This window comes from Halomonas sp. THAF12, from assembly GCF_009363675.1.
Classification (GTDB): Bacteria; Pseudomonadota; Gammaproteobacteria; order Pseudomonadales; family Halomonadaceae; genus Halomonas; species Halomonas smyrnensis.
Map to the genome: position 1 here is coordinate 334,829 of NZ_CP045399.1, position 19,911 is coordinate 354,739.

The 19,911-nt window shown below is 71.2% G+C and carries 21 protein-coding genes; 12 read left to right on the forward strand and 9 right to left on the reverse strand.

Annotated elements, in window-relative coordinates; all coding sequences use genetic code 11:
- Positions 1–135 precede the first annotated feature (135 nt).
- From FIU88_RS01490 to FIU88_RS01510, 5 genes are all read right to left on the reverse strand, one after another.
- On the reverse strand, positions 136–1,446 hold the full coding sequence (locus tag FIU88_RS01490; protein WP_152477920.1) for a short-chain fatty acid transporter: 1,311 nt from the start codon (positions 1,444–1,446) through the stop codon (positions 136–138).
- Between the two features lie 110 nt (positions 1,447–1,556).
- The gene (locus FIU88_RS01495) at positions 1,557–2,921 is read right to left on the reverse strand and encodes an MATE family efflux transporter (protein WP_152477921.1); all 1,365 of its coding nucleotides are present in this window, start codon (positions 2,919–2,921) and stop codon (positions 1,557–1,559) included.
- A 163-nt stretch (positions 2,922–3,084) separates the two neighbouring features.
- Positions 3,085–3,333 carry a YfhL family 4Fe-4S dicluster ferredoxin gene (locus FIU88_RS01500; RefSeq protein ID WP_016855261.1) on the reverse strand — a complete coding sequence of 83 codons (249 nt, stop codon included), beginning with the start codon at positions 3,331–3,333 and terminating at the stop codon, positions 3,085–3,087.
- 58 nt (positions 3,334–3,391) lie between these two features.
- The gene (gene coaD / locus FIU88_RS01505; RefSeq protein WP_035599346.1) at positions 3,392–3,871 is read right to left on the reverse strand and encodes a pantetheine-phosphate adenylyltransferase; all 480 of its coding nucleotides are present in this window, start codon (positions 3,869–3,871) and stop codon (positions 3,392–3,394) included.
- Positions 3,871–5,763: a beta-ketoacyl synthase gene (locus FIU88_RS01510; RefSeq protein ID WP_152480090.1), complete on the reverse strand. Its 1,893-nt coding sequence runs from the start codon at positions 5,761–5,763 to the stop codon at positions 3,871–3,873. Before FIU88_RS01510 ends, coaD begins: the two co-directional genes overlap by 1 nt.
- Before the next feature lie 228 nt (positions 5,764–5,991).
- Between FIU88_RS01510 and FIU88_RS01515 the strand changes: the two genes are divergently transcribed.
- Complete coding sequence (locus FIU88_RS01515; RefSeq protein WP_152477922.1) at positions 5,992–6,681, forward strand: tRNA (guanosine(46)-N(7))-methyltransferase TrmB; 690 nt, start codon at positions 5,992–5,994, stop codon at positions 6,679–6,681.
- Between the two features lie 6 nt (positions 6,682–6,687).
- Here FIU88_RS01515 and FIU88_RS01520 read toward each other — a convergent pair whose 3' ends face one another.
- A complete protein-coding gene (locus FIU88_RS01520) occupies positions 6,688–7,581 on the reverse strand; it encodes a LysR family transcriptional regulator (protein WP_152477923.1) in 894 nt (297 codons plus the stop codon).
- Between the two features lie 115 nt (positions 7,582–7,696).
- Here FIU88_RS01520 and FIU88_RS01525 point away from each other — a divergent pair, with 115 nt between their 5' ends.
- From FIU88_RS01525 to FIU88_RS01555, 7 genes are all read left to right on the forward strand, one after another.
- The gene (locus FIU88_RS01525) at positions 7,697–8,113 is read left to right on the forward strand and encodes a PACE efflux transporter (RefSeq protein ID WP_016855256.1); all 417 of its coding nucleotides are present in this window, start codon (positions 7,697–7,699) and stop codon (positions 8,111–8,113) included.
- Complete coding sequence (locus tag FIU88_RS01530; protein ID WP_016855255.1) at positions 8,113–8,442, forward strand: multidrug efflux SMR transporter; 330 nt, start codon at positions 8,113–8,115, stop codon at positions 8,440–8,442. The genes FIU88_RS01525 and FIU88_RS01530 overlap by 1 nt, the downstream gene beginning before the upstream one ends.
- Before the next feature lie 186 nt (positions 8,443–8,628).
- The gene (gene dacB / locus FIU88_RS01535) at positions 8,629–10,071 is read left to right on the forward strand and encodes a D-alanyl-D-alanine carboxypeptidase/D-alanyl-D-alanine-endopeptidase (protein WP_152477924.1); all 1,443 of its coding nucleotides are present in this window, start codon (positions 8,629–8,631) and stop codon (positions 10,069–10,071) included.
- A gap of 84 nt (positions 10,072–10,155) precedes the next feature.
- Entirely contained in the window at positions 10,156–10,527 is a 372-nt protein-coding gene (locus tag FIU88_RS01540) for a diacylglycerol kinase (protein ID WP_016855253.1), read from the forward strand.
- 79 nt (positions 10,528–10,606) lie between these two features.
- On the forward strand, positions 10,607–13,582 hold the full coding sequence (gene glnE, locus FIU88_RS01545; RefSeq protein WP_152477925.1) for a bifunctional [glutamate--ammonia ligase]-adenylyl-L-tyrosine phosphorylase/[glutamate--ammonia-ligase] adenylyltransferase: 2,976 nt from the start codon (positions 10,607–10,609) through the stop codon (positions 13,580–13,582).
- Positions 13,583–13,639: 57 nt separating this feature from the next.
- Complete coding sequence (aroQ, locus tag FIU88_RS01550) at positions 13,640–14,074, forward strand: type II 3-dehydroquinate dehydratase (RefSeq protein WP_172977632.1); 435 nt, start codon at positions 13,640–13,642, stop codon at positions 14,072–14,074.
- A 197-nt stretch (positions 14,075–14,271) separates the two neighbouring features.
- Entirely contained in the window at positions 14,272–15,057 is a 786-nt protein-coding gene (locus FIU88_RS01555) for an ion transporter (protein ID WP_152477927.1), read from the forward strand.
- Between the two features lie 26 nt (positions 15,058–15,083).
- Here the strand turns inward: FIU88_RS01555 and FIU88_RS01560 are convergent, their stop codons facing one another.
- Together FIU88_RS01560 and FIU88_RS01565 are read right to left on the reverse strand one after the other, a co-directional pair.
- A complete protein-coding gene (locus tag FIU88_RS01560; protein WP_152477928.1) occupies positions 15,084–15,464 on the reverse strand; it encodes a hypothetical protein in 381 nt (126 codons plus the stop codon).
- Positions 15,457–15,924 carry a hypothetical protein gene (locus tag FIU88_RS01565; protein ID WP_152477929.1) on the reverse strand — a complete coding sequence of 156 codons (468 nt, stop codon included), beginning with the start codon at positions 15,922–15,924 and terminating at the stop codon, positions 15,457–15,459. Before FIU88_RS01565 ends, FIU88_RS01560 begins: the two co-directional genes overlap by 8 nt.
- Before the next feature lie 225 nt (positions 15,925–16,149).
- On the opposite strand from FIU88_RS01565, the gene FIU88_RS01570 reads away from it, so the two are divergent.
- The 3 genes from FIU88_RS01570 to FIU88_RS01580 are packed head-to-tail and all read left to right on the forward strand — an operon-like array spanning position 16,150 to position 18,523.
- The gene (locus FIU88_RS01570; RefSeq protein ID WP_152477930.1) at positions 16,150–16,518 is read left to right on the forward strand and encodes a PepSY domain-containing protein; all 369 of its coding nucleotides are present in this window, start codon (positions 16,150–16,152) and stop codon (positions 16,516–16,518) included.
- Positions 16,515–17,189, forward strand: coding sequence for a response regulator transcription factor (locus FIU88_RS01575; RefSeq protein WP_016855246.1), 675 nt, complete (start codon positions 16,515–16,517; stop codon positions 17,187–17,189). Before FIU88_RS01570 ends, FIU88_RS01575 begins: the two co-directional genes overlap by 4 nt.
- The gene (locus FIU88_RS01580) at positions 17,186–18,523 is read left to right on the forward strand and encodes a sensor histidine kinase (protein ID WP_152477931.1); all 1,338 of its coding nucleotides are present in this window, start codon (positions 17,186–17,188) and stop codon (positions 18,521–18,523) included. Before FIU88_RS01575 ends, FIU88_RS01580 begins: the two co-directional genes overlap by 4 nt.
- A 45-nt stretch (positions 18,524–18,568) precedes the next feature.
- Here the strand turns inward: FIU88_RS01580 and FIU88_RS01585 are convergent, their stop codons facing one another.
- Positions 18,569–19,570, reverse strand: coding sequence for an LLM class flavin-dependent oxidoreductase (locus tag FIU88_RS01585; RefSeq protein ID WP_152477932.1), 1,002 nt, complete (start codon positions 19,568–19,570; stop codon positions 18,569–18,571).
- A 146-nt stretch (positions 19,571–19,716) separates the two neighbouring features.
- Here FIU88_RS01585 and FIU88_RS19100 point away from each other — a divergent pair, with 146 nt between their 5' ends.
- Positions 19,717–19,893, forward strand: coding sequence for a hypothetical protein (locus tag FIU88_RS19100; RefSeq protein ID WP_172977633.1), 177 nt, complete (start codon positions 19,717–19,719; stop codon positions 19,891–19,893).
- Positions 19,894–19,911: the final 18 nt, after the last annotated feature.

Consider the following 19,911-nt stretch of genomic DNA (forward strand, 5'->3'; position numbering starts at 1 on the left):
AGCGCTATGGGTCGGGCTTATCCGGCGACAGGTCTACGAGGGGCGCTGTAAACCCATCCCTGGGCGCTAACTTTTGCCATCCTTGGCAAAAAACCCCTCTTCGAGCTGTCCCCGGCGCCCTTCTCCCTGCCAGGTCTAGAGGAAGGTCAGTCCCAGGGCGATGATGATGCCGGTCAGCAGCAGCTGGACCAGGCAGAAGCCCATGATGTCCTTGGCCTTGAGGCCGGCGATGCCGAGCACCGGCAGGGCCCAGAACGGCTGCAGCAGGTTGGTCCAGGCGTCGCCCCAGGCCACGGCCATGGCGACCCGCGGCACGTCGACGCCCAGCGCCTCGGCGGCCGGCAGCATCACCGGCGCCTGCACCGCCCACTGGCCGCCGCCGGAGGGCACGAAGATGTTGACGATGCCGGCGCTGATGAAGGTCCAGAACGGCAACGTGGTCTCGGTGGCCAGCGAGACCAGCGCCTGGGACAGCGTCTCGGCCAGCCCCGACTGCACCATGATCGCCATGATGCCGGCGTAGAAGGGGAACTGGATGACGATGCCGGCGCCGCCCTTGATCGCCTCCTGCAGGCTCTCGAGCAGGCTGCGCGGGGTGCGATGCAGCACGATGGCCAGGAACAGGAACAGGAAGTTGACCACGTTCAGGTTGAGCCCGCCGCCCTGCAGCACGAAGTGGTCGACCAGGAACAGGAGCCCGGGAATCCCGACCAGCCAGGCCAGGGTCATGCTGTTCTCGAGGCGCTCCGCCGGGCGGGTGATGCGCACGCGCTGATCGTCGTCGTCCTCGAGCAGGCTCGGGTCGATGAACACGCTGTCCTTCTCGTCGGGCAGCATCATGCGGTTGAACAGCGGCACGGCGACGAACAGCGCCAGCACGATCGCCAGGTTGAACAGCGAGAAGATGGTCTCGGAGGTGCCGATCACGCCGATCTGCTCGACGCTGAAGTGGCCCTCGGTGGCGATGGTCAGCGGCACCGAGCCGGCCAGGCCGCCGTGCCAGACGACGAAGCCCGAGTAGGCGCTGGCCACCAGCAGCCGATAGTCGACGCGGATCTGCTTGGCGAGCTCCTTGGCGAACAGCGCGCCGACCACCAGGCCGAAGCCCCAGTTGATCCAGCTGGCCGCCAGCGACACCAGGGTGACCAACACGATGGCCGCGCCGGCGTTCCTGGCCAGGCCGGCCAGGCGCCGCAGCAGCCGCTTCACGGGCGGCGAGCTGGCCAGCATGAAGCCGGTGACCAGCACCAGCAGCATCTGCATGGAGAAGGTCAGCAGGTTCCAGAAGCCGTCGCCCCAGAAGCGCAGCACCGCCAGCGGCGTCTGGCGTTCCACGGCGATCGCCGCCGCCGCGGCGATCACGGTCAGCAGCAGCACGAAGATGTAGGGGTCGGGCAGGTAGCGTTCGACCAGCTTCACGGCCGGACGCGAGATTACCTTCAGCATGATGACGTTACCTTGTTCGCGGATGAAAAGCCGGATAGCGGCAGTGAAGGCAAGCCTCGGGCCAATTGATGCCAGCGTAAAGGTGAAATGTAGCCAAAGCCGACGAATGTCTAAGTTTTTCCGCCCGACGAACGCGACATGTGATCGCCCGACCAGCGCGTGCGGCGGTAGTGAAGGTAATAGGCGATCAGCACCCCCGAGCGCACCGCGGTGAACAGGCTGAAGGCCAGCCACAGGCCGTGATTGCCGAGGCCGCGGGTGAGCCACCAGACGGGCAGATAGACCGCCAGGGCGATGAAGATGCTGTTGCGCATCTCGCGGGTGGAGGTGGTGCCGATGAAGACGCCGTCCAGCAGGTAGCTCCACACCGCGATCAGCGGCATGGCGACCATCCACGGCAGGTACTCGCCGGCGGTGTCGCGCACCTCCGGCAGCCCGGTGAGCAGGGCGATCAGCCAGGGCCCGCCGAGGGCGAAGGCCAGCGCGGCGAGGCCCGCGGTGAGCAGCGAGAAGCGCGCCGCGGCGCGCACCGAGTCGCCGAACTCGTCCCAGCGGGAACGGCCCACCGCGCGGCCGGTCAGCGCCTCGGCGGCGTGGGCGAAGCCGTCCAGCCCGTACGAGGTCAGCATGATGAACTGCAGCAGCACGGCGTTGGCCGCCAGCACGGTGTCGCCCTGGGCGGCGCCGCGGGAGGTGAAGAAGGCCATGGCGAACAGCAGCCCCAGGGTGCGCACGAACAGCTGGGCGTTGACCGCGAACAGCTCACGGTAGGCCGAGCGTCGCAGCAGCCGCGCGCGGCGAAAGCGTCCGCCGAGGCCCTCGAGCTGGTGCCACACCCGCCACAGGCCGAAGGCCAGCGCCGTGTAGTCGGCGATCACCGTGGCCCAGGCCACGCCGTCGCTGGTCATGCCCAGGCCGACCACGAACACCAGGTCGAGGACGATGTTGACGCCGTTGGTCAGCACCAGCAGCGCCAGGGTCACCCGCGAGTTCTGCTGGCCCAGGAACCAGCCGAGGATGGCGTAGTTGGCCAGCACCGCCGGCGCCGAGAGCAGCCGGATGCCGGCGTATTCCGCGGCGAGCCGGGTGGCCTCGGGGCTGCCGTCGAGCAGCCCGAGGCCGAGCGCGATCAGCGGGTCGCCGGCCAGGATCAGCACGCCGCCGATCAGCGCCGCCAGCAGCAGCGACTGGCCCAGCAGGGTCTTCACCGACTCGTCGTCCTCCCGCCCCGCCGCCTGGGAGGTCAGCCCGGTGGTGCCCATGCGCAAAAAGCCGAAGCCCCAGTAGAGGAAGCCGAACAGGGTGGCGCCGAGCGTCACCGCGGCCAGGTAGCGGGAGTCCGGCAGATGGCCGACCACGGCGGTGTCGACCAGGCCCAGCAGCGGCACGGTGATGTTGGAGAGGATGATCGGCCAGGCCAGGGCCCAGATGCGCTGGGAGGATCGGGCAGACGAGGCGGGGGCGGTCGCGGTCACGGTGGCTCCGGTCGGTGGCTGGAGGCGGGGAGCATGGCCGCTGGCATCGGGCGCTGCAAGCGGCCCGGCGTCGACGGCCCGTCTACGCGACCTGAAAGCACGACGCCCCGCGCGAGGCGGGGCGTCGTGGGGCTGTCGTCGCGGCGCCTGCGGCGGTGGCCGCTCAGGCGGCGGTGATGCGCTCGTACTTCGCCATCAGCTGGTCCTGGCTCTCCTTGCGCTCGGGGTCGAGCGGGATGCAGTCCACCGGGCAGACCTGCTGGCACTGGGGCTCGTCATAGTGGCCGACGCACTCGGTGCACAGGCCGGGGTCGATGACGTAGATCTCTTCCCCCGGCGAGATGGCGCCGTTGGGGCATTCGGGTTCGCAGACGTCGCAGTTGATGCACTCGTCGGTGATCATCAGGGCCATGGAGTACCTCACGAAAATCGCGGCCGGCGGGCTCGGGCATCATGCCCGAGTGCCATGGTCAGGTATTGTAATGCCGCTTCAGCGTTTCGGCGACCTCGGGATGCACGTGCTTCGAGACGTCGCCGCCGAGCCGCGCGATCTCGCGCACCAGGCTCGAGGAGATGTAGGAGTTCTCCACCTCGGGGGTCAGGAACACCGTCTCGAGCTCGGGCATCTGGGCGCGGTTCATGTTGGCCAGCTGCAGCTCGTACTCGAAGTCCGAGACCGCGCGCAGCCCGCGCAGCAGCACGCGGGCCTGCTGCTGCTTCATGAACTCGGTCATCAGCCCCGAGAAGCCCGTCACCTCGACGTTGTCGAGGCCCTCGACCACCCGGCGCGCCAGGGCGGTCCGGGTGTCGAGGTCCAGCGTCGGCCCCTTGCCGGGGCTGGTGGCGATGGCCACCACCACCTTGTCGAACAGCCGCGAGGCGCGCTCGATCAGGTCGAAGTGGCCGTTGGTGATGGGATCGAAGGTGCCGGGGTAGACGGCGACGTTCATCACGCTTCTCCGTCGTCGAGGCGTCCGAAGGGGTTGTCCACGGCCAGCGAGACCGGCCTGGCGTAGCCCGGGATGCGGATGCTGTCAGCGCCGACCTCGAGTTCGGGGCCCTCCAGCACGCCCTCGCCGAAGCGGTAGCGGGGCTGGAAGCGGCCACGGTCGGCCTCGTGGCGGTAGGCGGCGGCGGCCTGGCGGGTGGCCTCGCGGCGGCTGCGCCATTCGCTCATCGCCGCCTCGCCGTGGCGGGCGGTCATCAGCCGCTCGGTGACGGCCGGCGACAGCACCACGCCGGTGGCGTTGTTGCCGCCGAAGCCCTTGGCGTTGACGAAGGCGGCGTCGGCCGCGAAGCGCAGTGGCTCGCGGAACAGTCGCAGGCGTTCGGCGTGCAGGTCCTCGGGCTGGCGGTCGTCCAGGGTGGGGATGCCCGGCAGCAGGCCGTGGGCGAAGCTGCCGAGCGCGCTGGCCAGCTGGTCGCCGGCGGCGCTGCCCTGGGAGTGGCCGACGAAGGCCTTGACCGCCACCACCGGCCAGTCTTCGATGCCGTGGGCCTGGGCGACCATGTCGAAGACGTGGGACTCGGTCTCGCGGTTCTTCGGCGTGCTGGTGCCGTGGGCGTGCAGGAAGGTGCGCTCGCGCAGGGCGGTCTCGCCGAGCATCTCGCGCACCAGCGAGGCGGCCTTGCCGAGGGTGATGTAGTTGCCGATGCCGGGGGCCGAGATCGAGCGCTTCCAGCCGTCGGCGTTGACGAACACGTCCGGCACGCTACCGAGCACCTCGGCGCCGACCTCCAGCGCCAGGGCGTCGTCCATCAGCATCACGAACTGGCTGGACTCGCCCATGGTGAAGCCGCAGTTGCGGGCGAAGGGCCGGCAGGCGCGCTGGTAGTCCGGGTCGGTGAGCAGCTCCAGGGCGTCCAGCGCCTTGAGGCTCTCGTCGTCGGCCAGGGCGCCCATGGTGCGGAAGCCCTCGATGATCTCGGGGGTGATCGGCGCGTCGGCGGTGCCGACCATCACCACCCGGCGGCGGCCGGCGCGGATGTCGTCGACGCCCAGGCGCAGGTTGTAGAGGAAGCTGGCGCAGGCGCCGAGGGCCGCGCCGGTGCTGCCGACGCTGCCGAGCACATAGGCGTTGAGGAAGTCGGCCGGCATCTGGCCGTAGCCCAGCGGCATCTGCTTGGAGGTGGCGCGCTTGCCGTTGGCGAAGCTCTTGAGCAGCCCGCCCCAGCCGTCGTCGTCGAGCTGGCCGATGGAGTTGCCGGCGTAGACGGCGACCTGGTCGGGGTCGAGCCGGTCATGCAGGGCATCCCAGGCCAGGCCGCTGTCGCCCAGGCAGTCGCTGGCGGCGAAGATCGCCATCGACAGGCCGCGCGGGTGGTGCACGCTGCGGTAGAGCTGGCCGGGTTCGAAGCCGGAGGGCAGCTGGCCGGCGGCGCGTACCTGGGCCGGACGGGTCTCGGGCAGCATCACGTCCATCTCGCCGGCCGGCACCGTCACTTCCAGGTGCTTGCGGTCGATCTCGCGGACCTGCCAGGTGGGCGGCAGGCTGTCCGGCAGCTGCCGACGGCGTACCCGGAAGGTCATCGGCGTCTCGAGGTCGAGGCTGGCGCGACGGTTGGCGGGCAGGCCCTCGGCGTTGAAGCGCGGGTCTTCGTTGCGACGGATCAGGGTATGGTCGAGCACGCGCTGGCGGGTCTGCTCGACGATGGCCGCGGCGTCGAGGGGGTTGCCGTCGGCGTCGTGCCAGGCATCGTCCGCCTGGGCGCTGGCCAGGCGCATCATGGCCGCCAGGCCTAGCAGGGTCTGGGCTTGGACGTCGTCGGGCAAGGCGTCGAGCACGGTGCGGCGAAACGCCTGATGTCCCGAGGCTCGGCCGGCGGGATTCACGCCACCCATGCCCACGATCACCGGTAAATGTGACAAGCCGGGTTCCTCGTAGTGCGGTTGATATATGGGCTGCTATTGTCCTTTTGGCCAAGGATCATAGCACCCGGCCCGGTGCGCCGTCATGCGGGGCATGGAGGGGTTTTCCACAACCCCGGCGGCGGGGCTGGCGAGAGGCCCGCGGGCCGGCCCATGGCTGGTAGAATGCACGCCTTCCCAAGCCCCCGACCGATCACCGCCATGACCGAGCGTTCCCGCATCATCACCTCCAACCAGCCCGGCCCCCATCACGATCTGGCGCGCCGGGTCGAACGGGCCCTGACCCACCCGCTGCGCAAGCCGCTGGCCGACCATACCCGCGAGGCCTTCGCCGCGGCCGAGGCGTGGCGCGCGGCGCGCGGCCAGGCGCCGCTGATCCTCGACGCCTGCTGCGGCGTGGGGCTGTCGACGCGGCGGCTGGCCGAGGCCCACCCCGACTGCGTGGTGATCGGCGTGGACCGCAGCGCCGACCGGCTGTCCCGCGAGCACGGTGCGCCGCCCGACAACGCCTTGCTGGTGCGCGCCGATCTGGTGGACTTCTGGCGGCTGGCGCTGGCGGCCGGCTGGCGGCCGGTGCGCCACTACCTGCTGTATCCCAACCCCTATCCCAAGTCGACGCACCTCAAGATGCGCTGGCAGGGGCACCCGGTGTTCCCCGCCATTCTGGCGCTGGGCGGGCGGCTGGAGCTGCGCTCCAACTGGCGGCTCTACGTCGAGGAGTTCTCGCTGGCCCTCGAGCAGGCGACCGGCGTCGCCGCGCCGGTGCAGGCGCACGACCCCGAGGGGGATTTCCTGACCCACTTCGAGCGCAAGTACCACCTCAGCGGCCAGCCGCTGTGGAAGATGGTCGCCGAGCTCCCGCATCGCCCGGGGCTGCTGCCGGTCGAGTGAGTCGGCTCAGCGGCTGCGGCGATCGCAGAACCTTTCGCTTAGCGTCTGCCGAAGCCAGCGGGCGATCGGCCCCTGGGCGGCGTCGCGACGCGAGACCGTCTCCACCTCGATGACCGGCAGGGTGCCCAGGGTCTCGTCCGACAGCGCGACCAGGTGCTCGCGAAACGGCGGGTAGCGGGCGATATGCTCGGGGACCATCGCCCAGCCCAGTCCGCGGGCGGCCAGCTCGCCGATCGAGTAGAAGCTGTTGAGGCGCCAGAACTGGGTGCCGAGCGGCGTCTCGTCGTCGCCCGTGGAGCGCGAGGCGATCAGCAGCTGGCGGTGGTCGGCCAGGTCGCCGAGGGAGGGCGCGCCCCGGCCGGCCAGGGGATGGTCACGGCCGGCCACCAGCGCCTGGCGCAGATGGGCGATCGGCACGCCCTCGAGCAGCGGGCCGCGGCCGAGGCGCCCGAGCAGGATGCCGAGATCGGCGGTGCGGTCCTCCACCCACCCGGCGATATCGCCCGGGGCGCCGTAGAGCAGGGTCAGCTGCAGGGCGGGGTAGTGATGGGCCAGGGCCTCGAGGGTCTCGTCCACCGGCGGCATCTCGACCAGCGCCTCGTCGATGGCCAGCACCAGCCGGGCCTCCTCGCCCTCGGCGATGGCCCGGGCGCGGGAATCCAGCCGCTGGCACTGGCGCAGCACCGCGCGGGCCTCGTGCAGCAGCGCCTCGCCGGCCTCGGTCAGGCGCGGCAGGCGGCCGTCGCGGTCGAAGAGCGTGCAGGCCAGGTCGACCTCCAGGTGGGCGATGGCGGTGCTTACCGCCGACTGGGCGCGGCCCAGGTGGCGGGCGGCGGCGGAGAAGGAGCCGCACTCGGCGCAGGCGACGAGCACCTCCAGCTGATCGAGGGTCCAGCGCATGGGTGACCTATCGGTTTTTCAGATGGAATCCAACTCGTATCCATCGCCATATTGGCGAGAATAGTCCGCCAGGTCGAGGCCGGCTGGCCTCGTGATGATATCTCGGGAGGTGACGATGCGCTCCTGGAAGGAACGTTTGACCCATACCACGCTGTTCGAGGCCGGCGGCCTGTTGATGGTGACGCCGCTGGCCAGCTGGCTGACCGGCCGTGACATGGGGGAGATCGGCGTGCTGGCCGCGGGGCTGGCCACCGCCGCCATGCTCTGGAACCTGGTCTGGAATCGCGCCTTCGATGCGCTGGTGCCGACCCGTCGCCGCAGCCTGGGACAGCGCTTCGCCCAGTCGTTCGGTTTCGAGCTGGGCCTGCTGGTGATGACCCTGCCGGCGGTCGCCTGGTGGATGGGCATCGGCCTCGTGGAGGCCTTCTGGCTGGATCTCGGCTTCATGCTGTTCTTCCTGGCCTATGCCATGGTCTTCAATACCCTGTTCGATCTCGTGATGCGCCGCCGGCTGGCGCGGGGAGGTGTCTGATGGCCTATCTGTATCTGGCACTGGCGATCGTCGCCGAGGTGGTGGCGACCAGCTCGCTGAAGGCGTCCCAGGAGTTCACCCGGCTGTGGCCGAGCGTGACCGTGGTGGTGGGCTACGTGCTGGCCTTCTACCTGCTGACCCTGGCGCTGCGCACCCTGCCGGTGGGCATCGCCTACGCCTTCTGGGCCGGGCTCGGCATCGTGCTGGTCACGCTGATCGGCGTGCTGGTCTACGGCGAGCGCCTGGATGTGCCGGCGGCGCTGGGCCTCGCCATGATCGTCGGCGGGGTGGTGATCATCCAGGCCTTCTCCGGGGTCTCCGCGCACTAGGGGGCATCAGGGGCGCGATGCCCCCATGGCCAAAAACCTTCTTCGCCCCGTCCCCGGTCTTCCTCCGGTTTCCGCCCCCTCTATCTTGCCGATCGGTGTCGGTCGGTCGAATCGCGCCCGGGGCACGGGTAGACTGCGGCCCTGCCGCGCTTTCTCCTGTGCCCTGCGATCTCTCGGATGACGCCCATGCTGCCTCGCTGTCTCTCGCTCTGCCTGCTGTTGCTGCTGCCCCTGACCGCCCTGGGGCAGGGCTTCTCCCATCTCGAGGAACTGGCCGATGACGGCTTTCGCATCGGCGCCGAGGCGCGCCTGCTGGGCAACGGCGGGCCGGGCGAGACCTTGGGCAGCCTCTCGCCGGAGCGCCAGCTGTCGCCGGCCTCGGTGTCCAAGATCTACACCGCGGCGGCGGCGCTCGCGCGCTTCGGCCCCCAGCATCGCTTCACCACGCGGCTGCTCGGCAGCGCCGAGCCCGATGCCGAGGGCGTGCTGCAGGGCGATCTGATCCTCGACGGCGGCGGCGATCCGGCGCTGACCAGCGAGGACCTGTGGCGGTTGGTGCAGCGGCTGCATCAGGCCGGGGTGCGCCAGGTCACCGGGCGGCTGGTGGTCAGCCAGTGGCGCTTCGGCCCGGTAGCCTGCCTGACCACCGACCGCTGCGAGGGGCAGCGTCGCGTCGACAACGCCTACAGCGCGCTGCTCTCCTCGGCGGCGGTCAACTACGGCAACTGGTGCGTGACCGTGGCTCCGGCGCGCACCGCCGGCGCCCCGGCCCGGGTCACGCCCTGCGACGGCCAGGCCGACCTGGTGCGCATCGACAACCGCATCGAGACCCGGCCGCCCGACAGCGGCACCGAGCTCTCGGCGCTGCGGGTGACCGACGGCGACGGCGACGTGATGCGGGTGTCCGGCCAGATCTCCACCAATGCCCGCCCGCGGGAGCTCTATCGCACCAGCTCGGACCCCGCCGAGCAGGCGGGCCGCACCCTGATGGCGATGCTCGAGCAGGCCGGCATCGCGGTGGCCGGTGGCCACGTCACCACCACCCTGGAGCCGCCGGCCGGCGCCTCGCGCCTGGCCGCGGTGGACGGCAAGCCGCTGCAGGAGCTGCTGCTGCGCACGCTCAACTACTCCAACAACTTCATGGCCGACACCCTGACGCTGGACCTGGCCACGACGCCGCGCCCCTCGCTGAGCCAGGGCGGCGATGCCATCGAGGCCTTCGCCGGCGGCCTGCCGGGCCACGGCCCGCTGCGCCTGGACAGCGGCAGCGGCCTGACGCCGGAGAACCGCACCAGCGCCGCCGGGGTGAACGTGCTGCTCGAGCACATGTTCCGCCAGCCCTCGCTGTTCCCGAGCTTCGTCGCCGCCCTGCAGTCGCCGAGCAACGGCGTGATGCGCTTCATCCGTCGCGGCCCGGCGACCTTCCAGGACCACGTCATGCTCAAGACCGGCACCCTCAACCAGCCGGTGTCGGTGCGCGCCGCGGCCGGCTACTTCCGCACCCGCTCCGGGCGCTGGGGCGTGTTCAGCGTGCTGGTCAACGGCACCGGCTCGACGCCCTACCTGAGCTGGTCCCAGGTGCTGGACCGGTTGTCGGTGGATCTCGCGGCGATGATCGAGGCGCATTGAGCCGCGCCGGCGTCGACGTAACAATTGCCCAACATGGCTCTGCTACTATCGGCGTTCTACGCCGAACGCTGATGGATGCTATCGATGAAACCCGGACACACCGGCTGGCGCCACCTGGTGCACTCCACCCGCTATTCCCTCAAGGGCCTCGGGGCGGCCTACCGCCACGAGGCCGCCTTCCGTCAGGAGCTCGGCCTGTGCCTGGTGATGGTGCCGCTGGCCGTGTGGCTGGGCCGCGAGCCGGTGGAGTGGATCCTGCTGATCGGCAGCTGCCTGCTGGTGCTGATCGTCGAGCTGCTCAACAGCGCCATCGAGAACGTGGTCGACCGCATCGGTCCGGAGCGCCACCGGCTCTCGGGGCGTGCCAAGGACATCGGCTCGGCGGCGGTGATGATCTCGCTGATGACCGTCGGGCTGACCTGGGGGCTGATCGCCTGGGATCGCTTCCTGGGCTGAGGCGGGCGGGCGCCGGCTAGTGCGTGGCGCCCCGGCTTGGGTATCCTGAGGGCATCGATCAACCGGATGCGAGACGCCCATGGCCCTGCCCGACGACTTCCTGCCGCTGGATGCCATCCCCGAGCCGCTGGCGGCCCCGCTGCAACACGCCCGGGAGCGCCTGGCCACGGCCCTCGAGCAGGCCGACAACCTGGCCGACATGCGCCAGCAGGAGGGCCCCGGCGAGAGCTGGGCGGCGCTGGCACCCCAGCGCCGCGAGCAGCTGGCGCGGGTGCTGGCGGTGTCGGAGTTCGTCGCCGAGACGCTGATCCGCCATCCCGACTGGCTGCCCCGGCTCGATGCGCTGGGCGAGCTGGGCGCCGCGCCGGACGCCGATGCCCTGAGCGAGGCCCTCGCCAAGCGGCTGGAGAGCGCCGAGGACGAGGCGGCCATGCACGCCGCGGTGCGCCGCTTCCGCCAGGCGCGCATGCTGGGCATCGTGTGGCGCGACCTGACCCGCCCGCCGGGCATCGACATGTGGGCCACCGCGGCCGCCGTCACCCGGCTCGCCGAGACCTGCCTGGAGCAGGCGCTGGGCTGGCTCGAACGCCACTTCGAGGCGCGCTGGGGGCGCCCCGGGCCGCGCGCCGACGGCGGCGAGCAGCGCCTGGTGGTGCTCGGCATGGGCAAGCTCGGCGCCGGCGAGCTCAACCTCTCCTCCGACATCGACCTGATCTTCGCCTTTCCCGAGAAGGGCGAGACGGTGGGCGGGCGCAAGGCGCTCGAGCACCAGGAATACTTCACCAAGATCGGCCAGAAGCTGATCGGCGCGCTGGACGCGGTGACCGCCGACGGCTTCGCCTTCCGCGTCGACATGCGCCTGCGTCCGCTGGGCGACGGCGGCCCGCTGGTCGGCAACTTCGCCTCGCTTGCGAGCTACTACCAGGACCAGGGCCGCGAGTGGGAGCGCTACGCCATGCTCAAGGCGCGCCCGGTGGCCGGCGATCTCGAGGCCGGCGCCGAGCTGCTGGCGAGCATCCGGCCCTTCGTCTATCGCCGCTACCTGGACTTCGGCGCCATCGAGTCGCTGCGCGAGCTCAAGGCGATGATCAACCGCGAGGTGCGCCGCCGCGGCATGCAGGACAACATCAAGCTCGGCCCCGGCGGCATCCGCGAGGTGGAGTTCGTGGTCCAGGCCTTCCAGCTGATCCGCGGCGGCCGCGACACCGAGCTGCAGGTCACCTCGCTGAAGACGGCGCTTGAACGCCTGCCGGACCTGGGCCTGCTGCCCGCCGCGGTGGTCGACGAGCTGATCCCCGACTACGCCTTCCTGCGCGACCTCGAGCACGCCATTCAGGCGCTGGAGGATCGCCAGACCCAGACCCTGCCGGCCGAGGAGATCGCCCGCGAGCGGGTGGCCCTGGCGCTGGACATGGAGGACTGGCCGGCGCTGACGGCGCGGCTCGACGAGGTGCGCGATCGGGTCCGCCGCCACTTCGACGCGGTGATCGCCGACCCCGAGGACGCCGACGAGGATGCCTCTGCCCCGGCGGGAGGCCGCGAGCGCGAGGAGTGGCGGGCGCTGTGGCGCGGCGAGCCCGGCGAGGAGGAGGCCGAGGCGCGCCTCCGCGAGGCCGGCTTCACCGATCCGGCCGCCGCCTGCCGGCGGCTGCGCGCGCTGCGCGACTCGCGCCAGGTGCAGGCGATGCAGCGCATCGGCTACGAGCGCCTGGAGGCGCTGATGCCGCTGCTGCTCGACGCCGCCGCGGACAGCGAGGCGCCCGACGTGGCCCTGCAGCGGGTGCTGCCGCTGGTCGAGTCGGTGCTGCGGCGCACCGCCTACCTGGCGCTGCTGCGCGAGAACCCCGAGGCGCTGGAGCACCTGATGCGCCTGTGCAGCGCCAGCCCCTGGATCGCCGAGCAGCTGGCCCGCCATCCGATCCTGCTCGACGAGCTGCTGACCCCGGACACCCTCTACACCCCGGCCGACAAGGCGCGGCTGGCCGACGAGCTGCGCCAGGCCCTGGGACGGATTCCCGAGGGCGACGAGGAGGCCGAGCTCGAGGCGCTGCGCGTGTTCAAGCACGCCCAGGTGCTGCACGTGGCGGCCTCCGACATCGTCGGCACCCGGCACCTGATGAAGGTCAGCGACTATCTGACCTACATCGCCGAGGTGATCCTCGAGACGGTGCTGGCCATGGCCTGGAAGCACCTGACCCGCAAGCACGGCTTCCCGCTGCGCCGCGACGGCGAGCGCTGCGGCCAGGCGCCGGAGTTCCTGATCATCGGCTACGGCAAGCTCGGCGGCATCGAGCTCGGCTACGGCTCCGACCTGGACCTGGTGTTCCTCCACGATGGCGCCACCCGCGGCAGCACCGACGGCGACCGGCCGATCGACAACGCGGTGTTCTTCACCCGCCTCGGCCAGCGCATCATCCACCTGCTCACCGCGGTGACCCCGGCCGGCAGCCTCTACGAGGTCGACATGCGCCTGCGGCCCTCGGGCAACGCCGGGCTCCTGGTGTCGAGCCTCGACGCCTTCGCCGACTACCAGCGCCGCGAGGCCTGGACCTGGGAGCACCAGGCGCTGGTGCGCGCCCGGGTGGTGGCCGGCCACGACACCCTGGCCGAGGGCTTCGACGCCGTGCGCGGCGAGATCCTCGGCCGCGAGCGCGACGTCGAGGCGCTGCGCGAGGAGGTGGTGGCGATGCGCCACAAGATGCGCAAGCACCTGGCGAGCCAGGGCGAGGGCGACGACTTCGACCTCAAGCAGGATCCGGGCGGCATGGTCGACATCGAGTTCCTGTGCCAGTACGCGGTGCTGGCGATGGCCCACGACAGCCCGGCGCTGCTGCAGTGGAGCGACAACATGCGCATCCTCGAGACCCTGGAGCAGTGCGGCCGGCTGCCCGCCGAGGACGGCGAGCGCCTGCGCGAGGCCTACCTGGCCTGCCGCACCGCGGCCCACCGCGCGGCGCTGACCGGCGATCCCCCCCGCGGCGACAACGCCGATTTCGCCGCGCATCGCCAGGCCGTGATCGCGGTCTGGCGGCGGCTGCTCGAGCCGGCGGCCTGACATCGCGCTCCTCCGCCCTTCAATGTTCAAGAACGTGACCACAAGGAAGCCATCACGATGCACAAGGTCCTGGTCCTGCACGGCCCCAACCTCAACCTGCTGGGCACTCGCCAGCCGGAGATCTACGGTCGCGAGACCCTGGCGGACATCGACGACGCCCTGCGCGCCAAGGCCGCCGATCACGGCTGGGCGATCGAGTGCCGTCAGAGCAATCACGAGGGCGAGCTGATCGATGCCATCCATGCCGCCCGCCTGGACGGCACCGGGGCGATCATCATCAACCCGGCGGCCTACACGCACACCTCGGTGGCGATTCTCGACGCCCTGAACGCCTTCGACGGCCGGGTGATCGAGGTGCATCTGTCCAACGTGCACAAGCGCGAGAGATTCCGCCATCATTCCTATGTCTCGCTGCGCGCCGACGGCGTGATCGCCGGACTCGGCAGCCGCGGCTACCATGCCGCGCTGGAAGCGGTGATGGGGGGCGTCTGACCTGGCGTCGGCGACGGCGCAGCTCGTGCCGAGGTAAGCCACGTGTGGGTGGCGGCGTCGTCGAGGCCGAAGCGTGGTCGAAGAGCGGGCAGGTGCCGATCGGCCTGCGGGACGAGGGGCGGGGCCTGCAGGGCGACAAGCGGGCGCCGGGGGCGTAAGGTGCGAAGGCTCGTGCCACGGACGCTGACCGCCCCGCCATGAACGATCGCCTCACGCCCTTTCAGCTGCTGATCCTGATCCTGTCCTTCTACGTGCTCGGCGCCCTGGCCGTGGACGTGCTCTTCGACCTGCGGCCCGAGGTCTCGCGGCTGCTGCACTATCTCGACCTGGTGGCCTGCCTGTTCTTCTTCGCCGACTTCTGCGTGCGCTTCCGGGCCGCCCCGAACAAGTGGCGCTTCATGCGCTGGGGCTGGATCGACCTGGTGGCGAGCATCCCGGCGGGGCTGCTGTTCGCCGGTCGCCTGGTGCGGGTGGTGCAGGTGATCCGCCTGCTGAGGGCGATCAAGTCGCTGCACATGATCTGGCGGCTCTTGTTCCGCAATCGCGCCGAGGGCATCTTCGCCTCGGCCGCCACCGCGACCCTGCTGCTGGTGGCCTTCGGCTCGGTGACCATCCTGCTGGTCGAGGGGCCCAATCCCGAGAGTGCCATCGACACCGCCGAGGAGGCGCTATGGTGGGCCTTCGTGACCGTGACCACGGTGGGCTACGGGGACTTCTTCCCGGTCACCACCCTGGGGCGGATGGTGGCGGTGGCGCTGATGATCGCCGGGGTGGGGCTGTTCGGCAGCTTCGCCGCCTACGTCGGCTCGCTGTTCGTCGATGATCAGGAGAGTGAGCAGTCGCGGCTGCACCGGGCCAATCGCGACCTGATCCGTGACCTGCACGGCGAGGTGCGCGCCCTGCGCGAGGAGGTGGGCGCGCTGCGCGGTGAGCTGGCTCGCCGGGACGGAGAAACGGCCGGCGACGAGCGCCGTCGGGACTAGGCCGCTTGTGAATCGCCGCCGGGGCCCTAACGCTCGTCGTCCTTGACCACATAATCGCCTTCCAGGGTGTCATGCCCGACGTTACGGTCCCGGCGCGCCTCGCGCTCCCGGGACGGGGCCTCGCGATGGGCGCCGCCGCCCACGTCCTCGGCCTGCTCGGCGCGCATCTGCTCCATGCGCTTCTTCATGCGGTGGCGCAGGAACGGCAGCATCAGCCAGCCGACCAGCAGGAACACCAGGCCGAGCAGGGTGCCGACGATCATCATGGCGCCGAACAGCAGCCAGGTGAGCACCAGCCGGGGGCCGCTCATGCCCCCGGTCGGGCGCGCCTGGCGCGCCCGTTCCCGCCATTGGCGGGCCGCCATCCAGGCGGCGTTGTGGTCTTGCCCTTGGCGTCGATCAGTCATGTTCCACTCCCGTGACCTTCAGGTCGTGATCGAGTGTGAGTTCGAGCTCGCGGCCGTCGCCGTCGAGGCCTTCGACTTCGATATCGTCGACCCCATCGACCTCGAGGGTGGAGAATCGTTGCAGGCCGTTGCGGTGCGCATTGGCCAGCGCCTGGCGCAGCTGGTCGCCGGTGAGGCTCCAGTCGGGGATCTGGCTGCGGGCCTGGGCCTCATGCAGCAGCGTACCATCCTCGACCCGCATGTCGACCTCGAGCTCCCAGCCGTCGTCGCGCCAGCCCTCGAGCTCCAGGCGCTGGTCGTCGTCGAGGTCGAGCTCGGCATAGTGGCTGAAGCCGTAGGCGTCGGCGCCGTCGAGCAGGCGCATCAGATCATCCTGGCTCAGGCCGCCGCCATCGGCCAGGGCGGTGCCGGTCATGCCGGCCAGGGTCAGGGGGGCGATCCAGTGAGTGAGCGTCTTCATCGTGGCTCTCCTTGTCGTATGGCGTCGGGGTGAGGCCTCGAGTGCGGCCTCGTGATGTCGTTATCGCACCGGTCGTCTTGCCGTGGGCTGACGCCGCCGTTCACGTTCGGTTCACGTCGCGGCCCGGCGGGGCGAGGCGTTCCCTCGGCCTGCCTGGGCGCGGCTGTCGGTCCGCTGGCGGCGGCGTTAATGGTGCATTCATGCGCCGTCTGGCACTCTGCCGCCATGAACACGTTTTCAAGATGGCGGCGGCCCCGCCGGCTGGCCGTGGCGCTCGCCGCGAGCCTGCTGGTCGCCGCCCTGGGCGGGCCGATGATCGGCGCCCAGGGCGATGACGACGAGCAATGGCAGGCGCTGCACGAGGCGGTGCACAGCGGGCGCATCGTGCCCCTGACCGAGGTGCTCGACTGGCTCGAGGCGCGCTATCGCGGCCAGGTGCTGGAGATCGAGCTGGATCACGAGGACGGCGAGCGCCGCTACGAGATCGAGATGCTCGGCCCCCAGGGGCAGGTGGTGGAGTTCGAGTTCGATGCCGAGGACGGACGGCTGATGGAGATCGAGGGAGTGAACATCGAGGGCATGCGACGCCAATGAAGGTACTGCTGATCGAGGATGATCGGGCGCTGGCCGAGGCGCTCTCCGAGGCGCTCTCCGAGGCCGGGCTGCTGGTGGAGGCCGCCGGCACCGGCGGCGAGGGCGACTACCTGCTGCGCACCGAGCGCTACGACGCCGTGGTGCTCGACCTGGGGCTGCCCGACGGCGACGGCACCCGCTGGCTGGCCCAGTGGCGCGACGACGGCATCGCCCTGCCGGTGCTGGTGCTGACCGCCCGCGAGCGCTGGTCCGACAAGGCCGCCGGCTTCTCCGCCGGGGCCGACGACTACGTCACCAAGCCGTTCGAGACCGCCGAGGTGCTGTTCCGCCTGCATGCCCTGGTGCGGCGCAGCCACGGCCACGCCCACCCGGTGCTCTGTGCCGGCGCGCTGTCCTACGACACCCACACCGGCAGCGTGACCCTGGCCGGGCGGCCGGTCTCGCTGACCGCCCAGGAATCGCGGCTGCTGGCCTATTTGATGCACGCCACGCCGCGGGTGGTCAGCCGCAGCGAGCTGGCCGAGCACGTCTACGACCGCGACCACGAGCCCGACTCCAACGTCATCGACGTGCAGATCAGCCGGCTGCGGCGCAAGCTCGGCGGCGAGCGCATCGAGACCCGCCGCGGCCAGGGCTATCGCCTGGTGGCGCCGGAGGACGAGCCGACGTGATCCCGACCCGCTGGAGCCTGGCGCGTCGACTGCTGCTGGCCGCCGGGGTGCTGGTGCTGGTGGTGCTGCCGCTGGCCGGGGGCGGGCTCGCCTATACCTTCCGCCAGACCGTCACCGCCTCCTTCGACGAGCGCCTGGACTCGATGCTGCGCGTGCTGCTGGCCTCGGTGGAGCGCGAGCCGCTGAGCGGCCGGCTGAGGGTGGCGCCGGCGCTGGGCGACGCGCGCTTCGAGCGGGTGTTCTCCGGCTGGTACTGGCAGGTCGGCGACGGCCAGGGCACGACGCGCATCTCGCGCTCGCTGTGGGACCAGCGGCTGCCGCTGAGCGGGAGCGGCGAGGGCGTGACCCGTCGCGACATCACCGGGCCGCGGGGCGAGCCGCTGCGGCTGATCGAGCGCCGCATCCGGCTGGCCAACGATCCGCGCCCGCTGCGGGTCGGGCTGGCGGTGTCGCGTCAGGAGCTCGATGACGAGGTGGCGCGCTTCGAATGGCTGCTGTGGCTGTCGCTGCTGACGCTGGGCGTGCTGCTGCTGGGCGGACTGGCGGCGCAGATCCGCTGGGGACTGGCGCCGCTGCGCCGCCTGCACGCCGATCTGCGCGAGGTGGAGGCCGGCCGCGAGGCGCGCCTCGGTACCCGCCTGCCGGCGGAGCTGGCCGAGCTGGCCGGGGCCATGAACGAGGTGCTGGCCCGCGATCGCCGGCTGATCGAGCGCGGTCGCGCCGCCGCCGGCAACCTGGCCCACGCCCTCAAGACGCCGATCAGCGTGCTGGGCACCCTGGCCGGTCGCCATCCCGAGCCGGAGCGCATCCGCGCCGAACTGACCCGGCTCGACGAGGCGGTGCGCCACCATCTGGCCCGCGCCTCGGCCGCCGGCGGCGCCTCGCTGGCCGGGCGCGTGCGGGCCGACGAGGCGCTGGCGCCGGTGATCGACGGCCTGGGGCGGCTGGCCGAGCGGCGCGGCATCGTGCTGGACGCCGAGCTCGAGGATGCCCTGTCGCTGCGGGTGGACGCCCAGGATCTGCAGGAAATGGTCGGAAACCTGCTCGAGAACGCCCTGAACTGGGCGCAGGGCCGGGTGACGCTGCGGGTCGCCGGCGAGGCCGGGGAGGCCCGCCTCGATATCGAGGACGACGGCCCGGGGATGAGCCCCGAGCAGCGCGAGGCCGCGCTGGCACGGGGCGCGCGGCTCGACGAGCGGCGCTCGGGCAGCGGCCTGGGCCTGGCCATCGTCGAGGACCTGATGGCGCTCTACGGCGGCCGGCTGACCCTCGAGGCGGCGCCGCTGGGCGGGCTGGCGGCGCGCATCCGGCTGCCGCTCGGCGGGCCGGCGTAGGCCGCCGGCCGGCTCCCTTTCCGTCGTTTCTCCGTCTCTTGTCCGTCAGTCGCCGGCCTGCCACAGGTCGGCGACGATCTCGTAGCTGCGCAGCCGATCCTCGAGGCTGTAGACGTCGGTGTGCAGCATCAGCTCGTCGGCGCCGGTGGCCTCGAGGAAGGCCTCCAGGCCCTCGCGCACGGTCTCCGGGCCGCCGATCACCGCCGCGCCCAGGAACTGCTCGACCTGGGACTGCTCCAGCGGCGACCAGTCCAGGTGCTCCGTCGGCGGCTCGGCCAGGATGCGCTGGCCGCGCACCAGGCCGAGGAACTTCTGACGCGCGGTGCTGGCCAGGTACTCGGCCCGCAGGTCGCTGTCGGCGGCGATCACCGGCAGGCCGACCATGGCGTAGGGCTCGTTGAGCAGCGCCGAGGGCCGGAAGTTGTCGCGATAGACCCGGAGCGCCTCGTGCAGCCGGGCCGGCGCGAACTGGGCGGCGAAGGCGAAGGGCAGGCCCTCGCGGCCGGCCAGCCGCGCGCTGTAGTCGCTGGAGCCCAGCAGCCACAGCGGCACCCGAGTGCCCTGGCCGGGCACCGCGCGCACCCGCTGGCCGGGGCGCTCGTCGTCGAGATAGCCCTTGAGCTCCTCGAGGCGCTGGGGGAAGTCGTCGACGCCGGCGAAGGCGTCGCGGCGCAGGGCGGCCATGGTCGCGGCGTCGGCGCCCGGGGCGCGGCCCAGGCCCAGGTCGATGCGGCCAGGATAGAGCGTTTCCAGGGTGCCGAACTGCTCGGCGATCACCAGCGGCGGATGGTTGGGTAGCATGATGCCGCCGCTGCCGACGCGGATGCGCGAGGTCTGGCCGGCGACGTGGCCGATCAGCACCGAGGTGGCGGCGCTGGCGATGCCGTCGATGCTGTGGTGCTCGGCCAGCCAGAAGCGCTCGAAGCCGCGGCGCTCGGCCAGCCGGGCCAGGGTGACGCTGTCGTCGAAGGTCTCGGCGGCGCTGCCGCCCTGGCGGATCGGGGCGAGGTCGAGCACCGAGAGCGGAATCTCGTTGAGGCGGGGCATGGGGGCTCCAGTCATTAGCTTGCTCAAGGTTATATGGGGACGACCGCGGCGCGACACAATGGCCGTGGCCGAATGGACGCGCCCGCTGGCTTCGTTGCGGCGCCCCCCTTAAGCTCAGAAGACAGGATGCACAAGGAAGCTTGCTCATGTCGCCCAGGTCCCCGGGCTCCCCGTCGCGACGACGCGGGGCCACCCCGCATCGCCGGTCGCACCGCCTCGACTGGACGCTACTCGATCGCTGGCTGGATCGGCTGGTCACCCTGGCCGTGATCACTGCCCTGCTGGTGGGAGGCGCGGCGCTGATCGTCAGCCTGGTGCTGTGAGCCTGCCCCCGTCGGGGT

What these genes read in the sequence shown, in the direction of transcription:
- FIU88_RS01490 (WP_152477920.1), bottom strand. Translation starts at nt 1,446, where the DNA reads ATGCTGAAGGTAATCTCGCGTCCGGCCGTGAAGCTGGTCGAACGCTAC.
- FIU88_RS01500 (WP_016855261.1), bottom strand. Translation starts at nt 3,333, where the DNA reads ATGGCCCTGATGATCACCGACGAGTGCATCAACTGCGACGTCTGCGAA.
- coaD (WP_035599346.1), bottom strand. Translation starts at nt 3,871, where the DNA reads ATGAACGTCGCCGTCTACCCCGGCACCTTCGATCCCATCACCAACGGC.
- FIU88_RS01510 (WP_152480090.1), bottom strand. Translation starts at nt 5,763, where the DNA reads ATGGGTGGCGTGAATCCCGCCGGCCGAGCCTCGGGACATCAGGCGTTT.
- FIU88_RS01515 (WP_152477922.1), top strand. Translation starts at nt 5,992, where the DNA reads ATGACCGAGCGTTCCCGCATCATCACCTCCAACCAGCCCGGCCCCCAT.
- FIU88_RS01520 (WP_152477923.1), bottom strand. Translation starts at nt 7,581, where the DNA reads ATGCGCTGGACCCTCGATCAGCTGGAGGTGCTCGTCGCCTGCGCCGAG.
- FIU88_RS01525 (WP_016855256.1), top strand. Translation starts at nt 7,697, where the DNA reads ATGCGCTCCTGGAAGGAACGTTTGACCCATACCACGCTGTTCGAGGCC.
- FIU88_RS01530 (WP_016855255.1), top strand. Translation starts at nt 8,113, where the DNA reads ATGGCCTATCTGTATCTGGCACTGGCGATCGTCGCCGAGGTGGTGGCG.
- dacB (WP_152477924.1), top strand. Translation starts at nt 8,629, where the DNA reads ATGCTGCCTCGCTGTCTCTCGCTCTGCCTGCTGTTGCTGCTGCCCCTG.
- FIU88_RS01540 (WP_016855253.1), top strand. Translation starts at nt 10,156, where the DNA reads ATGAAACCCGGACACACCGGCTGGCGCCACCTGGTGCACTCCACCCGC.
- glnE (WP_152477925.1), top strand. Translation starts at nt 10,607, where the DNA reads ATGGCCCTGCCCGACGACTTCCTGCCGCTGGATGCCATCCCCGAGCCG.
- aroQ (WP_172977632.1), top strand. Translation starts at nt 13,640, where the DNA reads ATGCACAAGGTCCTGGTCCTGCACGGCCCCAACCTCAACCTGCTGGGC.
- FIU88_RS01555 (WP_152477927.1), top strand. Translation starts at nt 14,272, where the DNA reads ATGAACGATCGCCTCACGCCCTTTCAGCTGCTGATCCTGATCCTGTCC.
- FIU88_RS01560 (WP_152477928.1), bottom strand. Translation starts at nt 15,464, where the DNA reads ATGACTGATCGACGCCAAGGGCAAGACCACAACGCCGCCTGGATGGCG.
- FIU88_RS01565 (WP_152477929.1), bottom strand. Translation starts at nt 15,924, where the DNA reads ATGAAGACGCTCACTCACTGGATCGCCCCCCTGACCCTGGCCGGCATG.
- FIU88_RS01570 (WP_152477930.1), top strand. Translation starts at nt 16,150, where the DNA reads ATGAACACGTTTTCAAGATGGCGGCGGCCCCGCCGGCTGGCCGTGGCG.
- FIU88_RS01575 (WP_016855246.1), top strand. Translation starts at nt 16,515, where the DNA reads ATGAAGGTACTGCTGATCGAGGATGATCGGGCGCTGGCCGAGGCGCTC.
- FIU88_RS01585 (WP_152477932.1), bottom strand. Translation starts at nt 19,570, where the DNA reads ATGCCCCGCCTCAACGAGATTCCGCTCTCGGTGCTCGACCTCGCCCCG.
- FIU88_RS19100 (WP_172977633.1), top strand. Translation starts at nt 19,717, where the DNA reads ATGTCGCCCAGGTCCCCGGGCTCCCCGTCGCGACGACGCGGGGCCACC.